We start from the raw sequence: 17,325 nt of genomic DNA, 5'->3' as shown, positions 1-17,325 counted from the left end.
CCCGGCCGCCGAAGCAACCGAACTTCCCCAAACCAGTTGGACTTCGCCTATGAATAACTTTCCCCGGACAGCCCTGCACTTCGTGGGGCGAGGAACCTGCGACCCCCTTGACCCATCAGCAAAAGTCCGTTGATCCATCATAATTTTGTGATGGTCTTGGGCGCTCCGCTGGGCCATAGCGTTAGGCCATGGTCACCGCTACAGCCGATCTCGATCAGGATGCCAAGGCCCGACGCGGGTTCCTCCTGGCGCTCGGCGCCTATTTCCTTTGGGGGCTCTTACCCTTCTACATGAAGGCGGTGGCGCATCTGCCGCTTGCCGAAGTGATCGCCAACCGCGTCGTCTGGTCGGTGCCGATCGCGGCGGCGGTGCTCATCTGGGCCGGCCGCACCGCCGACTTCAAGGCGGCGATCCGCTCGCCGAAAAGCCTTGCGATGGCGGCGCTGACGGCGGTGCTGATCTCGATCAACTGGGGCATCTATGTCTGGGCGATCGCGGTCGACCGCACCGTCGAGACCGCGCTTGGCTACTATATCAACCCGCTGGTCAGTGTCGTGGTCGGTGCAGTGCTGCTCGGCGAGCGGCTCGACAGGCTGCAGATCGCCGCGGTGGCGCTCGCTACGATCGCGGTGACGGTGCTCACCGTCGAGGCCGGCAAATTGCCCTGGGTATCGCTGGCGCTCGCCTTCTCCTTCGCTGCCTACGGCTTCTTCCGCAAGACGCTGCCGATCGGCCCGAGCCAGGGTTTTCTGCTCGAGGTGCTTTTGCTCTCGGTGCCGGCGCTCGGCTACATCGCCTACCTGATCGCCACCGGCCAGGATCACTTCATCTCCAGCACCAGTGCCGACACCGCCTTGCTGATCGGCTGCGGTCCGGTCACCGCGGTGCCGTTGCTGCTCTTTGCCTTCGGCGCCAGGCTGCTGCGCCTGTCCACCATCGGCATCATGCAATATATCGCGCCGACCATGGTGTTCCTGATCGCCGTGCTGATCTTCGATGAACCGTTCGGCACCACGCAGGCCATCGCCTTCGCACTGATCTGGACGGCGCTGGCGATGTATTCATGGTCGATGTTCAGGGGCCGCGAGGTCCGCCCGCCGGCGCCCGCAACAAGATAGGCAAGGGCGCGACGGTTTTCCGTCTGAGATTGCGTTGACCAGGGAAGGGGCGGATGTACGTTCTGCATATCGGCAACAAGAACTATTCGTCCTGGTCGCTGCGGCCATGGCTGCTGATGCGCGTCCTCGACATCCCCTTCGAGGAGCGGCTGACGCCGTTCCCGAGCGGATCGAGTTTCGAGCTCTACCGACGATTCTCGCCTAACGGCCGGGTGCCCTGCCTTGTCGATGACGGCTGGGCGGTCTGGGATTCGCTCGCCATCGTCGAATACCTGGCCGAACGCCACCAGGGCGTCTGGCCGGCGGAGGCGAAGGCGCGCGCCTGGGCGCGCTCGGCCGCCGCCGAGATGCATTCGAGCTTCACCGTGATGCGCAATGACTGCCCGATGAGCTGCGGCGTCCGCGTCGAGCCATTGCCGATGTCCGGCGCGCTGAAGCACGACATCTTCCGCATGGGAGATTTGTGGAACGACGGCCTTGCGCGTTTCGGCGGACCTTTCCTTGCGGGCGACCGCTTCGGTGCCGTCGATGCCTTCTTTGCTCCGATTGCATTCAGGGCGCAGTCCTATGGCCTGACTTTCGAAGGCGAAGCGGCTAACTATCCGCGGCGGCTGCTCGACCTGCCGGCCATGCGTGAATGGTACGCGGCCGGACTTGCCGAGACGTGGCGCGAACCCAGCCACGAAGCCGAAGTCCAGGCCGCTGGCACCATCGTCGAGGATTTGCGGGCGACCGCCTGAAGCGCTACACACGCCCCAGCCGTCGCACGAACATATAGATGATGCCGGCGATGACGACCGAGATCGCCGTCACCACCCAGAATCCCAGCGGCGTGCCGACCAGCGGCAATCCGCCGACGTTCATGCCGAACAGGCCCGAGATGATGGTCATCGGCAACAGCACCGCCGTCATGACGGAGAGGATATAGAGCAGCTGGTTCGACTGCTCGGTCAGCTTGGCCATCAGCTCGTCCTGCAACAGACGCGTGCGCGCCTGCAACTGCTCGCCATCGTGATGCAGCGTGTGCGCCCGGTGCGAAAGCCGGGTCGCCATGTCGTTGATGGGGTCGGGCAATTCGTTCCGATGCGAATGGTCGAGATGGCGGAAGAGGCTGGTGAGCGTCGCCATCTGCCGGTGGATCAGCACCAACTGCCGGCGCGCGTCGACCAGCGCCTGGCGCTCATTGTGCCATGCATCGCACACGATCCGGTCCTCGATGCCGTCGAGCGTGTCGCCCATCTTGTCGAGCTCGGCCGCCATGCCGTCGAGCGACTGGCCCATCACCGCCTCGATCAGCTCGGCCGGCGTGCGGAATTTTCGCGTGCCGCTCTCCACCAACTTGCGGATCTTGTCGACCGATTCCAGCGGCTGCTTGCGGGCGCCGACCAGCATCTTGTCGTTGAAAGCGAAGCGGAAATGCGTGAGCCCGCGCGCCTCGGCAAAATCGTGCCTGAGGTCGGGCAGGTCGCCATAGAGGAAGTCGTCCTCGAAGTCGATCTGGCAGCCATGGCTGGGCGACAGGAAAGCAGCGCGCACCGGCGCCGGCAAGCCCTGCTCGGCGCCGATCTCCTGGCGCGCGCGCATGTCGGTGATCTGGTAGCTGCGCCAGCTCCAATGCGCCTCGGCTGGATCCTTGGTGCGGCTGCCATCGGCCTTGAAATGATAGATGAAGAACAGCCCGTGCTCGTCCGGCAAATAGGGCGAGAGGTCGGTGCCTTCGGCGGGGAGGGCGATGTTCATGGCGGCTTCGCCGGCTCTTGATGCGGTCAGGGGGTCGCGGGGGGCGGCCATGGCGAGCCTACCATGGCGGTTGCCGCCTGGTGTGACAGTTTGGTGACCATGACTACAGCTGCTGTCACTCTCGACAGGGCTGTCCTATCGGTTGCTCGTTTGCCGAACGGGTTGCGCAGCCGGCTGCGGTGCGGTCAAACGGAAGCTCGCTTCGTCCGCCTATGCCGTGGCCAGCCATTTGCGCGACATCGCGAAGGTCCTGAAGGATTTTGCGTCCATCGGGCGCCCGAATGCGTAGCCTTGCAGGATGTCGCAGCCAAGTTCTTTCAGGATGCGCGCATGTTCCATCGTCTCGACGCCTTCCGCCACGACCCCGATGCCGAGCGATTTGCCGATCTCGATGATTGACGACACCAGCCGCCGCTGCGCCGCCGAGCCCGTTATCGGCGTGACGAGCTGCCGGTCGATCTTGAGACGGCGCGGTTGCAGCTTGAGCAGGCTGACGACGGACGCATGGCCCGTGCCGAAATCGTCGATCTCGATGTCGATCCCGAGCTCTTTGATGTGCTCGATGTTCCAGGCGACAAGCTCGTCATTTTCGTCCAGGAAAATGGATTCCACGAGCTCGAACGAGACGGTTCCCTCCTTGATCGCCAGCATGCGCAGGCCATTGATCAGGTCTTTGTCCTCCAGCCTTCGTGCTGAGACGTTGACGGAAAAGCGCGGGATGTTGAGACCGTCGCGCGACCAGCGCTGAAAATTCTCGAGCGTTTGTTCGAGGATCGTGCGGTCGATCAGCGAGACCACATTCAATTCCTCGGCCACTTTGAGGAAGATGTCCGGGGCGAGGATGCCGCGCCGTGGATGGCGCCAGCGCGACAGCGCCTCGACGCCGACGATCTCGAGCGTCTTGGCATCGAACTGTGGTTGATAGTAGGCGATGAATTCGTTGCGCTCCAGCCCGCCCAGGATCTCGTCTGCGGTCTGCTTGGTCCTGACGATCTCGCTCTGCAGCTCTTCGTTGAAGAACTCATAACGGTTGCGACCGCGGCTCTTGGCTCGATAAAGCGCGAGATCGGCGTTGACCAGCAGCTGCTTCGCATCGACGCCGCTGAGCGCCGCAATCCCGATGCTGACCCCAAACCGGCATTGGTGGCCTTTATAGTCGACGGGCTGGCGCATTTCTTCGATGATACGGTCCGCGAGCGCAGCGAGTTCATTGTCATCGCGCCCCTGGCACACCACAACGAACTCGTCCCCGCCGATGCGCGCCACGAAGTCGCCTGCCCGGACGTTGGCTTTGATGACCTTCGAGGCATGCATGAGCATGGCGTCGCCCGCCGCATGGCCGAGCGTGTCGTTGATATGCTTGAAGCGGTCGAGGTCGAGATGCAGCAGCGCAGTGCGATCCTCGGGCGAATTGGCCAGCATCTCGTCGAGGTAACGGCGATTGGGCAAGCCTGTTAGCGAATCGTGCAGCGCAACATGCTCGATGCGCGCCTTGGCGGTCTTGAGTTCGGCATTCTTCGATTCCGACAATTGCCGTTCACGCACCAGATTCTCGTTGAGCAGAACGTCGCTGGTCACGTCCCATTCGGCCCCGACCATCTTCGGCGTGCCGTCGCTGTCCTGGAAGTAGCTTGCACGCGCCCGCACATGGCGGACGGTGCCGTCTGGGCGAAGCAGTCGATACTGCGACGAGTAGGGACCTTTTTCAGCCACGGCAAGGTCGAACTCGCGCTGTGCCCGCGCGATATCCTCGGGGTGGATCGCCAATGCCCAGTCGTCATAGCCGCGCGGCTTCCCGTCGGCGGGCTTGCCGTAGATCTCATTGACGCGATCGTCCCACAGCAGCTCGTCGGTGACGAGGTCTTGTTCCCACACGCCGATGCCCGAAGCCTCCAGAGCCAGTTCCAGCCTCCCGGACAGGCGCCTCAATTCGGCATAGTTTTTCTGTCTCTCGCCGAACAGCCGTCCGGCCACCAGGATGGGCAGCACCACCAGCACAGCGGCGAGCCCCATGAGCGCCAGCAAGACCCGCTCGTTCTTCGGCACGGTCGGCCAACCGCCCTTGGGGATTGCCGATATCTGCCAGGAACCGAACGGCAGTTGCACTTCTGCCGTCACCGGATTGTTCTTGATGATGTCGGCGCCGCCGAAGAAGCGCTGGCCGCTACCGCCAAGCGCATCCTTTCCGGTAAGCGCCACATCTATGTCGAGACCCCGGTCGGCGAGGCCGCTTGCGGCGTAGAGCCGATCGATGTCGATAGCCGCCGAGACAAGGCCCCAGAAGCGATCGCCGCCCCCCGCTGTCGGCACGAAGACAGGGATCCGGCCGATGAAGGCGCGCCCGCCCTGCCTGAGGTCGACGGGACCAGCAAGCACCGGTATGCGCTGGTCGCGGGCCTTAAGCGCCGCCAAGCGTTGCGCCTCGTTCTTGCGGTAGTCGAGCCCGATCGCCTGCTCGTTGCCCTCCATCGGATACATCAGCGAAATGACGAGATCGGGCGCGCCGCCAATGTTGCGCAACTGCGATTTCTGCTTGAAGAGATTGGCAGCGAGAGAGGCAAATCTCTGCTGCCCCATATAGGGCTCGGTGACGATGGCCGAGACGAGGCCCTGAACCAGCTGGAGATTACCGTTGATGTTTCCTTCCAGCTTGGCGCGGATGATATTGACCTTGTAGAGGACGTCGGCGCGCGTGAGTTGATCGGAAACCCTTTTGTTCTGCTGGTCGACGAAGATCGCGCAGATTAACAGCACGACGAAAGCAATCGCCGCCGGCACGTTGGCGGAAGAGAAAACGGCCTGCCTGATATGGCCGATGTTGAAATTTGTCGCGGTCAATTCAACCCGAATAGCTTTCCTTGACGACGCTCCGTCGATCGGAGGACGACGCCCCATCGATCGGAGTTAAAAAGGAAAGTGCTTAAATTAGAACTTCCATACCCACCTCAAGTTGCGCCATTCGCGGCCTGGAGGCCTGCCTTGAGCCAACAAACTCAAGCCATGATTAACGCCGGCTAACCGGGCCGTTCATCCCGCAAAAATCGCGATCTTCCGTTGCCTCCAAAAAATTCTTCCGCGTCCCGGGAATAAAGCCGGGGCCTTCCGGGTCTTGGCTGTAGCGAGGCCATCCTCCCAAGGCACGCATCAACCAACCGGAAGGACTACGCATATGAACAGAACCGCCTTTGCCGCAGTCGCCATGCTCGTTGCCACCGGCAGCGCCTTCGCCGGCAGCGACCACTTCTCCGGGACGAATGGCGGCCAGCAGGCCGTCGCCATCGACACCACTACCACCGCTTCCATCGCGAAGCCTGACATGGACCGCCACGCCATGAAGCCGGCGGCCAGGATCGCTGCGGAAGAGCCCGGCCAGGGCGTTTGGGGTCGGTAGGCAGGAGTCGGGACTACAAGTCCCGATCCCAGGCGGGACCGGAAGGTCCTCGCCCAGGAGTCGGGACCAAAGGTCCTGATGCGGTGCGAGGAAGGCACACCTCGCCTCGGGTCAACGACCAGACGTCCCGATCTCCCCGGCGCCGGCCGATCTTCAGTCGGATCGGCCGGTTACGGTTTCCGCAGCCGGCGGAGGGCAGCACCGGGCCCTCCGCCATTCACTGCATGTCGCCCAAAAGTGCGCAGCGGTTTTGGGACAACGACATGCGGCAAACCAATGGACTACCGCCTGAAACTTGAAGCAAACGCGCAAGCCACAAGAGGAGATTTCTGATGTTCAACATGACACGCCGCATGGTGCTCGGTTCCGCCGCCGCTGCGGCCGCCTTCGGTATTGCCGGCAAGCTGGAATTCGCGCCCGCGGCTCACGCCGAAACCCCGGTCGAGCCGCTGGTCGGCTTCTATAAATACAAGGTCGGCTCGCTTGAGGTCACCGCCGTCTATGACGGCATTTGGCGCAAGCCCCACGACCCGGCCTTCATCAAGGACGTGTCGGTCGACGACACCAAGGCAGCGCTCGCCAAGGCGGGGCTGACCACCGAGTTCATGCCGATCCCGCTCACCGTCGTGGTGCTCCAGATGAACGGCCGCACCATCATGATGGACGCCGGCTCCGGCGTCGGCCAATGGCAGGCCAACGCCACGCATCTGCCGGCCAACATGAAGGCGGCCGGCATCGACTACAAGGCGATCGACACCATCATGATCTCGCATTTCCATCCGGATCATGTCTGGGGCCTGATGGAGAAAGGCACCAATGCGCCGGTGTTCCCGAATGCCGAGCTGATCGTCAACGCCACCGAGTACAATTGGTGGACGGATCCAAACCGCCTCGCGAAGCTGCCCGAGGGCCGCAAGCCGGCGGGCAAGCGCATCGCCGAGAACTTCCCGAAATGGAAGAACTGGAAGCTGGTCGACGACGGCACGGAAGTGGTGCCCGGCATCCGCATCATGGCGGCGCCCGGCCACACGCCCGGCCATTCCGTCTACCATGTTGATGCCGGCTCCGAGCAATTCCTCGTCTCGGCCGACACCATGTACGTGCCGGCGCTGCTCGCCCCGCATCCCGAATGGCAGGGCAGCTACGACCAGGACGGGCCGATGGCGATCGCCACGCGCCACAAGATCATCGACCAGGTGATTGCCGACAACGTCCGCATCTGCGGCTCCCACTTCCCGTTCCCCGGCACCGGCAGCTTCGTCAAGGACGGCAACGTCTACGCCTTCACCCCAACCCAGATCTGAATCGGATCCAGAACAGAAAGCGACAACTCCCATGAAACACGCACTTTTCGCGGTGCTTGGCGCCATTGCGGTCTTGACCGCGGCCCCGATCGTCATCGCCGTGCCGGCCTATGCCGTGGACGACATCGAAGGCGCCGACGCGCCGGACCTGACGGCGGTGAAGGCCAAGATCGAGGCGAAGGACTATAAGGGTGCGCTGGCCGACCTGCGCGACCTGGCGCAGGACACCCAGCAGGCCGACGTCTACAATCTGCTCGGCTTCACGCTGCGCAAGACCGGAGACTACCAGACCTCGCTGACCTACTACACCAAGGCGCTGGAGCTTCAGCCCGACCACAAGGCCGCGCATGAATATCTGGGCGAGCTCTATGTCGAGACCGGCGACATGGCCAAGGCGAACGAGCAGCTCGCCTCGCTGCAAAAGCTCTGCCCGGCAGGCTGCGAGGAGCTCTCCGACCTCGAGCAGGCGATCGACACCAAGGTGACGAAGTAGCTCGACCTGTTTCCTCGCCCCCACAAGGTGGCGGAGAACTGGCCGCGAAGCGGCCGGAGAGGAGCTTGGCACTGACCTTGCCCCCGCGAGTACCGACTTTTGGGCGCCACAGCGGTAGCGCGCCCGAAAACCGGAGCCGGCGTTCTTCTCCCTCGCGCCGGCTCCGACCTTTCAACCTCGAGCGCTCAGGCGCGCGTCCATCGGCGTGGCGCCCCCGCTCATGCCAAGATGCCTGTTTCAAAGACCGGAGCCAACCATGACACCGATCGAACTTGCCGAAAGACTTAAAGCCAGGGACATGGTCCTGCTTGCCGGCCGCCTGCTTCTATCCCTGATCTTCGTGCATGAGGGTCTGCAGCTGGCGACGCATTTCGAGGGCGCTGAGAAGGCGATGGCCGCGCTCGGCGTCGGCCCGCCGCTGCTTTTGGCCACCATCGCGCTGCAGCTTGGCGCGGGCCTGTCGGTGGCGTTAGGCATTCTGGCGCGGCTGGGCGCGATTGGGCTCGGCCTGTTCTGCCTGATGACGGCCGGCCTCTTCCACACCAATTTCGCCAGCCAGAACGAATTGCTGCATTTCGAGAAGGACCTGGCAATCGCCGGCGGCATGTTCATCCTGGCGCTCGCCGGTTCCGGCAGGCTGTCGATGGACGGGGTGCTGGCTGGGTTCGCGAAAGACACCAAGATCGATCCGCCCGTCGAGCAGCATCCGTCGGTGAGGGAGACGAGCTTGCCGGTTTGAGGCGCGGGTCCGCGTGAGGCGAGGCGGCCTCACAGCACGCTTGTGATCCCGCCATCCACCAGCAGCGTCTGTCCCGTCACGAAGCTTGCCGCATCCGACGCCAGGAACACCGCGGCGCCCGCCAGTTCCTCGACAGCGCCCCAGCGCCGCGTCGGCGTGCGGCCGGTCAGCCAGGTCGAGAATTTCTCGTCGGCGACCAAGGCGGCGTTGAGCTCGGTCTTGAAATAGCCGGGTGCGATGGCGTTGACGCGCACGCCGTGCTGGCCCCATTCGCCGGCCATCGATTTGGTCAGCATGGTGATCGCCCCCTTGCTTGCCGCGTAAGGCGCGATCGAGGGGCGGGCGAGCACGCTCTGCACCGACGAGACATTGATGATGACGCCCTTGCGGCGTTGGATCATGCCTTTCACCGCGGCGCGGCTGACCTTGAACACGCCGTCGAGATTGGTCGCCATCAGCGTGTCCCAGTCGGCGTCGGAAAAAGTTTCGAGCGGCGCGCGGCGCTGGATGCCGGCATTATTGACCAATATGTCGATCGGGCCGGTGTCGGCTTCGCTCGCCACGATCGCCGCCTCGACCGACTGCGTGTCGGTGACGTCGATCGCCGCTTCCGCTATCGTGTAGCCGTCGGCGCGCAACCGATCGCCGGCGGCCTTCAGCTCGTCGGCCTTGCGGCCGCCTATGGTAACGCGCGCGCCGGCGCCGGCGAGCGCCTCCGCGAAGGCGAGGCCCAGCCCGCGGCTGGCGCCGGTGACGAAGGCATGCCTGCCTTTGAGGCCGAAGAGACGGCCGAGATAATCAGTCGAACGCAATTTGCACCTTCATCGATTGCGATTTGTCGCCGGCCAGTTCGAAGGCTTTGCGGGCCTCGGCAAGCGGCAAAGTATTGCTGAGCAACGGCGCGACGTCGATGCGGCCGGAGCCGATCAGGTCGACCGCGAGGGCGAATTCCGTGTCGAAGCGGAAGCTGCCTTTCACCTGGATTTCCTTGGTGACGATCATCGAAATAGAAAGCTCCGCAGTCGCGCCCTGGCCGACGGTCACCAAGGTGCCGCGCGGCTTGACGATAGGCAAGGCGCTGGCCACCGTGGCGCCCTGGCCGGCCGCCTCGAAGACGACGTCGAAATACCCCTTATTGGCGGCATAACCATCCATCGCCTCGGCATTGGTCGCGACATTGATGGTGCGGTCGGCGCCGGCCTTGGCGGCGTATTGCAGCGGCTTGTCCTGCACATCGGTGATGACGATTTCGCGCGCGCCGGCAAAGCGCGCGGCGAGCACCAAGAGCGTGCCGATCGGCCCGGCGCCCATGATCAGCACGCGGCTGCCATAGACCGGCGCCTGGGCGACGGCATGCAGCGTCACGGCAAGAGGCTCGGCGAAGGCGCCCGCGGTAGGGTCGGAACCCTTCGGCAGCGGCACGGCGTTTTCGGCGCGGCAGACGAGATGCTCGGCAAAGCCGCCCTGCACATGCGGCGTGCGCATCGCGGATCCCAGGAAGCGCATGTCGAGGCAATGGATCGGCTCACCCGTCCGGCAGAAGGCGCAGATGCCGCAGGGGTTGGCCGGATTGACGGCGACCGCCGTGCCGACCGCCGGTCCCGAAACGCCGGCGCCCAGCGCCTCGACGCGACCGGCGATCTCGTGGCCGAGGATCATCGGCTCCTTCATGCGCACGGTGCCGAAGCCGCCATGGCGGAAATAGTGCAGGTCCGAGCCGCAGATGCCGCCGCGCGCAATACGCACCAGCACCTCGCCGGGACCGGGCGAGGGGACGGCCCGCTCCTCGACATGGAGGTCGAGCGGCCGGCGCAGCACCACCGCGCGCATGGAGGATATTGGCGACAAACCGGCTCTCCGCTGCTTCGCCTGAAATTTTAGGTCGCTACAGTTAGCAGGAAAGCGGCGCTTATTGAAATCAGTTCATCTGATAAATCAGACGAAAATCCGCAGCGCCGATAATTAGTCGGTGCGTCGATCGCCGGCGCGTGTAACACTGTCGTGAAGACTCTGAATTGGGCCGGGACAATGGCAGGCGATCAGACCTCGTCGGTGACCGACGAGATAACCAACATTCTCGGCCGCGAGATTCTCGGCGGGCTGTTTCCACCCGGCGCGACACTGCTCGGCGAGGAAGAGATCTGCGCCCGCTTCGGCGCCAGCCGAAGTGCCGCGCGCGAAGCGGTGAAGATCCTGTCGGCCAAGGGCCTGCTGCTCACCCGCCCGCGCCGCGGCTCGCGCATCCGCCCGCTGAAGGACTGGAATTTCCTCGACCCTTCGGTGCTGGGCTGGTTGCGCGCCAGCGCCACCCCGCGCCACTTCATCATCGAGCTTCTGGAAGTGCGGTTGGGCTTCGAATGCGAGGCCGCGGCCCTTGCCGCGAGCCGCAACAAAGCGGACGAGATCGCCGCCATTCGCGAGGCCTTCGAAGCGATGCGCGCAGCATCCTCGGGCCAGGGCGATCCGGTCTTGTCGGACGCCGCCTTCCACGAAGCGGTGCTCGCCGCCACCGGCAACCGCTTCTTCCTGCCGCTCTCGGCGCTCATCCACACGGCCCTGCAATACAGCGTGCCGACCACCAACGCGCTGTTCGGCCATCCGGTCGGCGACCTCGATGCCCATGGCAAGGTGCTGAGAGCGATAGAGGCCGGTGACGCGGCCAGGGCGCGCAAGGCCATGCACGACATGCTGAGCGAAGTGCTCGCCCGCGTGCGCACCGCCGTCGAGTTGACCGGTGTCACCTGAGCCAGTCAGGGAGGCGCGCCGTCACCAACCAGTGCCCGGCAGCATCGGCGCTCAGGCGGCGGCCGGCCGCCTTGGCTTTCGCAGAGTCTTCACGCCGGCCATCTCGACGAAATTGGTCGCCGACTCCCACAGATAATCGCCATAGAGGAAGGGCGCGAAGTCGCTGGCGCCCTCGATCGGCAGCGGCGCGATCTCGGCATCGACGCGCGGCTCGTAGAAGAACGGGATGGAATAGCGCGCCGTCTTCGGCGCAATCACCCGATGGCGCGTCGCCTGCACCACGCCACCCGTCCAGCGCTCCAGCAACTGGCCGAAATTCACCGCCAGCGTGCCGTCGGCGGGCGGCACGTCGATCCATTCGCCGGCATGGCTCCTGGCCTGCAGGCCTTCGACGCCGTCCTGCGCCAAAAGCGTCACGAAGCCGGAATCGACATGCTCGCGGCCGATGACCAGCCGCCGCTCGCCCTTTTGCATCACCCAATATTCAGGTTTCGACAGGTCGACCGTGCCGTCCTCGCTGCGCAGCGGATAGCGGATCAGCCTGAGCGTCGAGATGCCGCCTTGGAAATGGCCGTCGAAAATGTCGTCCTCGAGCCCGAGGCTGCGCGCGATCGAGGCCATCAGCGCCGCTCCGACTCTTTCCATCGAGCGATAGTAGTGTGCGGCCGCCGGCTTCCATCCCGGAACGGCGCCCTCGGCCGGCAGCGGCGTGCGTTCGAGCAGCGGATCGCCGGCCGCGAATTCGGTGTCGGCATGGGCGATGTCCGGCCCAATGTCGATGCCTTCCTTGTAGGACACCGCGGTCGGCTGCAGCGGGAACCAGCCGCGGTAATAGTTCGATTTAGACGGGTCGAAATTCCAGCGCAGCAGCTTCTGCTTTTCCGCATCCGGCAATTCAAAAATCTTCAGGAGCTCGCCGCGCCGCTCGCGCGTCAGAAGCTCGGCGCCCGGAAAGCCGCGCGCGGTCATGAAGCCGATGCCGGAGGCGGCGGTGAAGATCTGGCGGTCGGCCTCGTCGCGAGCCAGTGACGGCGGGCCGAACAGCGGCGCGATGTCGATGGCGGGGATGGTCTCATCCATCTTGCGATCCTTGCGATGCTTGGGAACCGTCATGCCGCAATCGTGAAGAAGCGCATGCGCGATGACAAGACGGCGGAAGAAAAGGATACCCGTCCGCAACCCGTCGTTACGGCTGGCGCCGGCGCAGTGAGTTCCATCGCCGGCTACTTGCCTGAAATGCGCTGATGCACGCGCTCCAGGCTCTCCGCGAAAGCTTCGAACGTGCCCCGCTCGGTCAGGTCGCGCAGCACCTGCTCGTTGATGCCGCCGCGCGTCGCATAATCCTGCGCCAGATGCATGAAGTCTTCGTTCGGCGCCGTATCCGGCGCGTTGGCCAGCGCCTTGTAGATGCTGGTGATGTACGCGCGGGTCTGATCTCCAGCCACACCCTGGCCGTGAACCCAGGCGTGGATGGTATCGAGATATTTGAAATAGCTGGCATAGGTCGCGGTGACGACGCTGAGCGCGTCGAACTCGCTCTGGTCCTCGACCTCGATCACGCCGCCCAGCCTGCCGAAGAACGCCGCCACGATCGGGTCCGGCGGACAGATGATCGTTGCGCCCTGCAAGCGCGCGATCATCGGCATCGGCAGGGCCTTGCCGACATGCACCGCCGGCGCCACGAGGCCGGCGATCTCCTCGCGCGAGATCGTCGCGATCAGGCTGACGACGTGATGGTCCTTGCGGAACCGCAGCTCCTTCAGCACCTCGCGCGCGATCTGCGGCCGTACCGCCAGCATCACCGTGTCGCACTGGTCGAGCACGGCTTGGTTGTCGGCGGCAATGCGCACATCCGCAAAGCGCTGGGCAAGCGCCGCGGCGATCGCCTCGTTGCGCGGCGAGACCACCACCGGTGTCGTCTCGCCCGGCAGTGATTTCAGCCCGGTGACGATGGCCGAGCTCAGCGCGCCCGTGCCGACAAAGCCAAGTTTCATAAATGTTCCGCCCCTTGTTTCGGATCGCCGTCGACAATAGCGACGGCCTCTTCTTCGGCAAGGGGAGCGGGTAGCCGCGATTGCGGCTCTGAAGCGATGAGGCTGCCGCGCGGGACAACAGCCTCACATGAGTCCCGCTCAGCGCTTCGGCCCGAACCCGGGATAAGGGTTGAGCGGCACGATGGCCGTGATGTCCATCATGCCGGCCTCGATCAGCGGCAGCGTGGCAAGGTGGCCGCGCACTTCCTTCTCGTCGGCCGCCTCGAACATTATGCCGGTGCCGGGAACGTCGCCGCGGTTCCGGATCTGGCGCACGGCGCCTTGCGCATAGAGCGTCTTGCGCTGTTCGGATTCGGGCGGCAGCAGAGGCGCGAAATCGGCGTCGCCGAACTTCTGGGTGTTGCGGGTGAGCAGGGCAAAGAACTGCATGGCGGTCTCCTTTCAAGGCTGGTTGATGCCGGGAGATATCGCGCCCGCTGGTCAGACTGTCCAAGACTGATTAGGCTAAAGTTAAGATCTTTAAGGACTTGGTGGCAAAGCATGCTCGACCTGCGCCAGATCAGATATTTCGTGGCCGTGGCTGAGGCCGGCAATGTCGGCCGCGCCGCCGAGCAATTGCACATCTCGCAATCCCCCTTGAGCCGGCAGATCATCCAGCTCGAGGAGCAGCTCGGCGTCACCCTGTTCGAGCGGGCGAAGCAGCGCGTCCATCTCAATGCCGAGGGCAGGGCCTTTCTTGCCGAAGCCCGAGCGCTGCTTGCCAATGCGGCGCGGCTGGAAGAGCTCGGCCGCAACCTCGCCAGCGGCGCCGTCGGCAGCCTGGCCATCGGCTATGTCGAGGGCGCTGTGCATTCCGGACTGGTCGCCGACATGCTGAGGGATTTTCGCCGCGCGCGGCCGGATTTCCATCTGCAATTGCGTAGCCGGCGGACGGCGGCGCAGTTCGAGGATCTGCGCCAGCGCGCCCTCGATCTCGGCTTCGTCTATTCGCCGGCGCCTGCGAGCGATCCCGATATCGAAAGCATGCTGGTGCGGCGCGAGCCGTTGGTGCTGGCAATGCCGGAAGGCGATCCGCTCGCCGCTGTCGCCGACATCGCGCCCGGCCATCTCGACGGCCGCGTCTGGATCACCGTCGTGCGCCAGCCCGGCGACACCAACCGCGCGCAGTTCCTGGCGGCCTGTGTTGAATCCGGCTTCATGCCCGACATCGCCTATGAGACGGCCGATCCCTTGACTTCGCTCGGCCTGGTCAGCGCCGGGCTGGGCCTGGCGACGGTACAGGAAAGCCTGCGAAGCGCGGCACCCGCCGGCGTGATCTTCCGCGACCTGCCATGGTTCAAACGCAGCGTGTCGATCCATCTCGCCTGGCGGCGGAATGACAGGCGGGCGGTGGTTGGAGATTTGAGGAGGGCAGTAGGGCAGTAGGGGCATTTTCCGCAGCTTCATATACTGCCTTACTGCCCTACTCCCTTATTGCCCTACATCTTATCTATCACCGACTGCACCCCTTCCGTCGGCGCGTCGACAGACGAACCCGCCACCATGATGGCGGCGACGATCGCTTCCGGGTCGTTGACCACCAGCGGCTTCACCCTATGCGCGGTATGGATGAAGCCTTCCTCCGACATGTGCTCGATCAGCGTCAGCATCGGGTCCCAGAAACCTTTGACGTTGGCGAAGACGATCGGCTTGCGGTGGTGGCCGAGCTGTGCCCATGTCATGATCTCGACGATTTCCTCCACCGTGCCGATGCCGCCGGGCAGCGCCACAAAGGCGTCGGATTTTTCGAACATGCTGTGCTTGCGCTCATGCATGTTGTCGGTGATCAAAAGTTCATCGAGCTTGTCGAGCGCGGTTTCGGTCGCTTCCTTGTTGATCAGGAAGCGCGGGATGATGCCGGTGACCTTGCCGCCGGCCTTGAGCGCGCCTTCGGCGACGGCGCCCATGATGCCCTTCGTGCCGCCGCCATAGATCAGGCGCAACCCGGATTTGGCAAGCGAGCGGCCGAGTATGTGGCCGGCCTTGATATAGGCCTCGTCGCGGCCCGGAGACGAGCCGCAATAGACGCAGACGGATCGAATCGTGTTCATGGCGATGATTGGTGATGGGGACGGTTGGCGCGGTCAAGCCCGCCGCGGGGCTTTTTCTTGTGAGCTTGGAGAAAACACGCTAGACCGGGCGTTAGGTGGCTAAGGGGGCAATACGGAATTATGGCTATCAATCCTTCTAAGGCGTTTTTGTTCGCGGCGGGCGGCGTTGTCGCCGTCGCGGCGGTCGCCTACGGCTCGGGCGCGCTCGACCCTTATATCAACAACCAGAAGCCGGCACAGGTTGCGGCGCTGCCGCAGAGCGATGCGAAACCGGCTGAATCCTCGAGCACGAGCACAGAGGCGCGCGTGCCCCAGGCTCCTTCAAACACAATGGCTCCGGCCAACACGATGGCGCCAGCCAATAGCATGGCGGCCGCCAATAAGATGGCGCCGGCCAACAACGCGACGGCTCCGGCCACTGCAACGCCCGCCCAGGCGCCTGCCGCCGCGGCTGGTCCGACACTGCCGACCTTCGATGTCGTGCGCGTCGAAGGCAATGGCTCGATCGTCGTCGCCGGCAGCGCCGCGCCCAACGCCAAGGTCGAGATCCTGAATGGCGGCGCCGTGCTCGGCTCGACCGATTCCGGCCCCGACGGCGCCTTCGCCATCGTGCTCGATAACCCGCTGAAGCCCGGCGACTATACAATCACGCTGCGCCAGACGGTTGGCGGCACTGCCGTCGCCTCGGCTCAGACCGCCGTGGTGTCGGTGCCGCAGAGCCCGACCGGCCAGGTGCTGGCCATGGTCGAGGAGCCAGGCAAGGCCTCGCAACTGATCACCATGCCGCAGGCCGAGAGCAAGCCGGCCGCACCGGCAGTTGGCGATCAGGCGGCAGCGCCTGCTGCGACGGCGCCGGCCGCCACGGACCAGGCGACCGCGCCGGCTGCGGCCGCTGCGGCGGAGCCCAAGATCACCGTCGAAGCGGTCGAAATCGATGGCAGCAAGATCTTCGTCGCCGGCACAGCCGATCCCGGTCGCAAGGTGCGCGCCTATGCCGACGCCATCCTGCTCGGCGATGCCAAGACGTCGGCCGACGGGCATTTCCTGATCGAAGCGACGCGCGACATTCCCGTCGGCAGCTATACCATCCATGTCGATGGGCTGGACAATGATGGCGCCAAGGTCGTCGCGCGCGCTGCCGTTCCGTTCGAGCGCGAGCCCGGCGAGTCGATCGCCGCCGTCGCGCCGAATGAAACAAAGACCGGCGATGCCAAGCCGGCGGAGACCAAGACCGCTGACGCCGCGGCTCCGGCAGCGGCGACGGCCGAAGCGGCCAAGCCTGCTACGTCGGCCCCGGCAGCCGCGGCGCCCGCCAAAGTCGCCGAGGCGACGCCTTCGACCGACATGCCTGAGACGGTCGCGCCGAAGCTCGAACATGCCGACAGCGCCGTCATCATCCGCCGCAACGATACGCTCTGGCGCATCTCGCGCCGTGTCTATGGCCACGGCACTCGGTTTTCGACCATCTATCTCGCCAACAAGGACCAGATCCGCAATCCCGACCGCATCTGGCCGGGCCAGGTGTTCAAGGTGCCCTCGACTTCGAAGGAAGGCGAGGCCGCCGACATGAAGGCCATGGGCGAGCAGATCACAGCGGCGCCGGCGAAGACGGAGTGAGCGCCAATCTCCCCCTTGAGGGCATAGGCGCTAAGATAGGGTATTGCGGCGCGGAATCGGTTGTGATTCTACGCTGGGGATGAGACACGAATCG

At 64.5% G+C, this 17,325-nt stretch carries 17 protein-coding genes; 9 read left to right on the top strand and 8 right to left on the bottom strand.

All coding sequences use genetic code 11. The features are described from left to right. Positions 1-188 precede the first annotated feature (188 nt). Positions 189-1,118 (top strand): EamA family transporter RarD, encoded by a 930-nt coding sequence (rarD, locus tag LB565_RS29220; protein WP_224589541.1) that lies wholly within the window; start codon positions 189-191, stop codon positions 1,116-1,118. Between the two features lie 53 nt (positions 1,119-1,171). Continuing rightward, positions 1,172-1,858 (top strand): glutathione S-transferase, encoded by a 687-nt coding sequence (locus LB565_RS29215; protein WP_224589540.1) that lies wholly within the window; start codon positions 1,172-1,174, stop codon positions 1,856-1,858. Between the two features lie 4 nt (positions 1,859-1,862). Here the strand turns inward: LB565_RS29215 and LB565_RS29210 are convergent, their stop codons facing one another. Further along, positions 1,863-2,858 carry a transporter gene (locus LB565_RS29210; RefSeq protein WP_224589539.1) on the bottom strand — a complete coding sequence of 332 codons (996 nt, stop codon included), beginning with the start codon at positions 2,856-2,858 and terminating at the stop codon, positions 1,863-1,865. A 210-nt stretch (positions 2,859-3,068) separates the two neighbouring features. Beyond that, on the bottom strand, positions 3,069-5,696 hold the full coding sequence (locus LB565_RS29205) for an EAL domain-containing protein (RefSeq protein ID WP_263488699.1): 2,628 nt from the start codon (positions 5,694-5,696) through the stop codon (positions 3,069-3,071). A gap of 331 nt (positions 5,697-6,027) precedes the next feature. Here LB565_RS29205 and LB565_RS29200 point away from each other — a divergent pair, with 331 nt between their 5' ends. The 4 genes from LB565_RS29200 (at position 6,028) to LB565_RS29185 (ending at position 8,785) form a co-directional block, all read left to right on the top strand. Beyond that, on the top strand, positions 6,028-6,249 hold the full coding sequence (locus LB565_RS29200) for a DUF680 domain-containing protein (RefSeq protein ID WP_224589538.1): 222 nt from the start codon (positions 6,028-6,030) through the stop codon (positions 6,247-6,249). A 332-nt stretch (positions 6,250-6,581) separates the two neighbouring features. Beyond that, the gene (locus tag LB565_RS29195) at positions 6,582-7,553 is read left to right on the top strand and encodes an MBL fold metallo-hydrolase (RefSeq protein WP_224589537.1); all 972 of its coding nucleotides are present in this window, start codon (positions 6,582-6,584) and stop codon (positions 7,551-7,553) included. Between the two features lie 31 nt (positions 7,554-7,584). Continuing rightward, on the top strand, positions 7,585-8,046 hold the full coding sequence (locus LB565_RS29190; protein ID WP_224589536.1) for a tetratricopeptide repeat protein: 462 nt from the start codon (positions 7,585-7,587) through the stop codon (positions 8,044-8,046). A 256-nt stretch (positions 8,047-8,302) separates the two neighbouring features. Continuing rightward, a complete protein-coding gene (locus tag LB565_RS29185) occupies positions 8,303-8,785 on the top strand; it encodes a DoxX family protein (RefSeq protein WP_224589535.1) in 483 nt (160 codons plus the stop codon). 29 nt (positions 8,786-8,814) lie between these two features. Here the strand turns inward: LB565_RS29185 and LB565_RS29180 are convergent, their stop codons facing one another. After that, positions 8,815-9,597 carry a glucose 1-dehydrogenase gene (locus LB565_RS29180; RefSeq protein ID WP_224589534.1) on the bottom strand — a complete coding sequence of 261 codons (783 nt, stop codon included), beginning with the start codon at positions 9,595-9,597 and terminating at the stop codon, positions 8,815-8,817. Beyond that, a complete protein-coding gene (locus tag LB565_RS29175; protein ID WP_224589542.1) occupies positions 9,584-10,615 on the bottom strand; it encodes an L-idonate 5-dehydrogenase in 1,032 nt (343 codons plus the stop codon). Before LB565_RS29175 ends, LB565_RS29180 begins: the two co-directional genes overlap by 14 nt. A gap of 198 nt (positions 10,616-10,813) precedes the next feature. Between LB565_RS29175 and LB565_RS29170 the strand changes: the two genes are divergently transcribed. Continuing rightward, positions 10,814-11,530 carry a FadR/GntR family transcriptional regulator gene (locus tag LB565_RS29170; RefSeq protein ID WP_224589533.1) on the top strand — a complete coding sequence of 239 codons (717 nt, stop codon included), beginning with the start codon at positions 10,814-10,816 and terminating at the stop codon, positions 11,528-11,530. Positions 11,531-11,581: 51 nt separating this feature from the next. Here LB565_RS29170 and LB565_RS29165 read toward each other — a convergent pair whose 3' ends face one another. The 3 genes from LB565_RS29165 to LB565_RS29155 form a co-directional block, all read right to left on the bottom strand. After that, positions 11,582-12,643 carry an isopenicillin N synthase family dioxygenase gene (locus LB565_RS29165; protein ID WP_224589532.1) on the bottom strand — a complete coding sequence of 354 codons (1,062 nt, stop codon included), beginning with the start codon at positions 12,641-12,643 and terminating at the stop codon, positions 11,582-11,584. 110 nt (positions 12,644-12,753) lie between these two features. Further along, positions 12,754-13,524, bottom strand: a complete 771-nt coding sequence (locus LB565_RS29160; protein WP_224589531.1) for a pyrroline-5-carboxylate reductase — start codon at positions 13,522-13,524, stop codon at positions 12,754-12,756. Positions 13,525-13,662: 138 nt separating this feature from the next. After that, positions 13,663-13,953 (bottom strand): hypothetical protein, encoded by a 291-nt coding sequence (locus LB565_RS29155; protein WP_224589530.1) that lies wholly within the window; start codon positions 13,951-13,953, stop codon positions 13,663-13,665. A gap of 111 nt (positions 13,954-14,064) precedes the next feature. On the opposite strand from LB565_RS29155, the gene LB565_RS29150 reads away from it, so the two are divergent. After that, positions 14,065-14,949 (top strand): LysR family transcriptional regulator, encoded by an 885-nt coding sequence (locus tag LB565_RS29150; protein WP_224589529.1) that lies wholly within the window; start codon positions 14,065-14,067, stop codon positions 14,947-14,949. A 53-nt stretch (positions 14,950-15,002) separates the two neighbouring features. Here LB565_RS29150 and LB565_RS29145 read toward each other — a convergent pair whose 3' ends face one another. Then, positions 15,003-15,614 carry a TIGR00730 family Rossman fold protein gene (locus tag LB565_RS29145; RefSeq protein ID WP_224512518.1) on the bottom strand — a complete coding sequence of 204 codons (612 nt, stop codon included), beginning with the start codon at positions 15,612-15,614 and terminating at the stop codon, positions 15,003-15,005. A gap of 120 nt (positions 15,615-15,734) precedes the next feature. Between LB565_RS29145 and LB565_RS29140 the strand changes: the two genes are divergently transcribed. Continuing rightward, positions 15,735-17,231, top strand: coding sequence for a LysM peptidoglycan-binding domain-containing protein (locus LB565_RS29140; RefSeq protein ID WP_224589528.1), 1,497 nt, complete (start codon positions 15,735-15,737; stop codon positions 17,229-17,231). Positions 17,232-17,325 lie beyond the last annotated feature (94 nt).

This window comes from Mesorhizobium sp. CA14 (assembly GCF_020165195.1).
Classification (GTDB): Bacteria; Pseudomonadota; Alphaproteobacteria; order Rhizobiales; family Rhizobiaceae; genus Mesorhizobium.
This window is presented reverse-complemented; position numbering and strand designations above follow the sequence as displayed.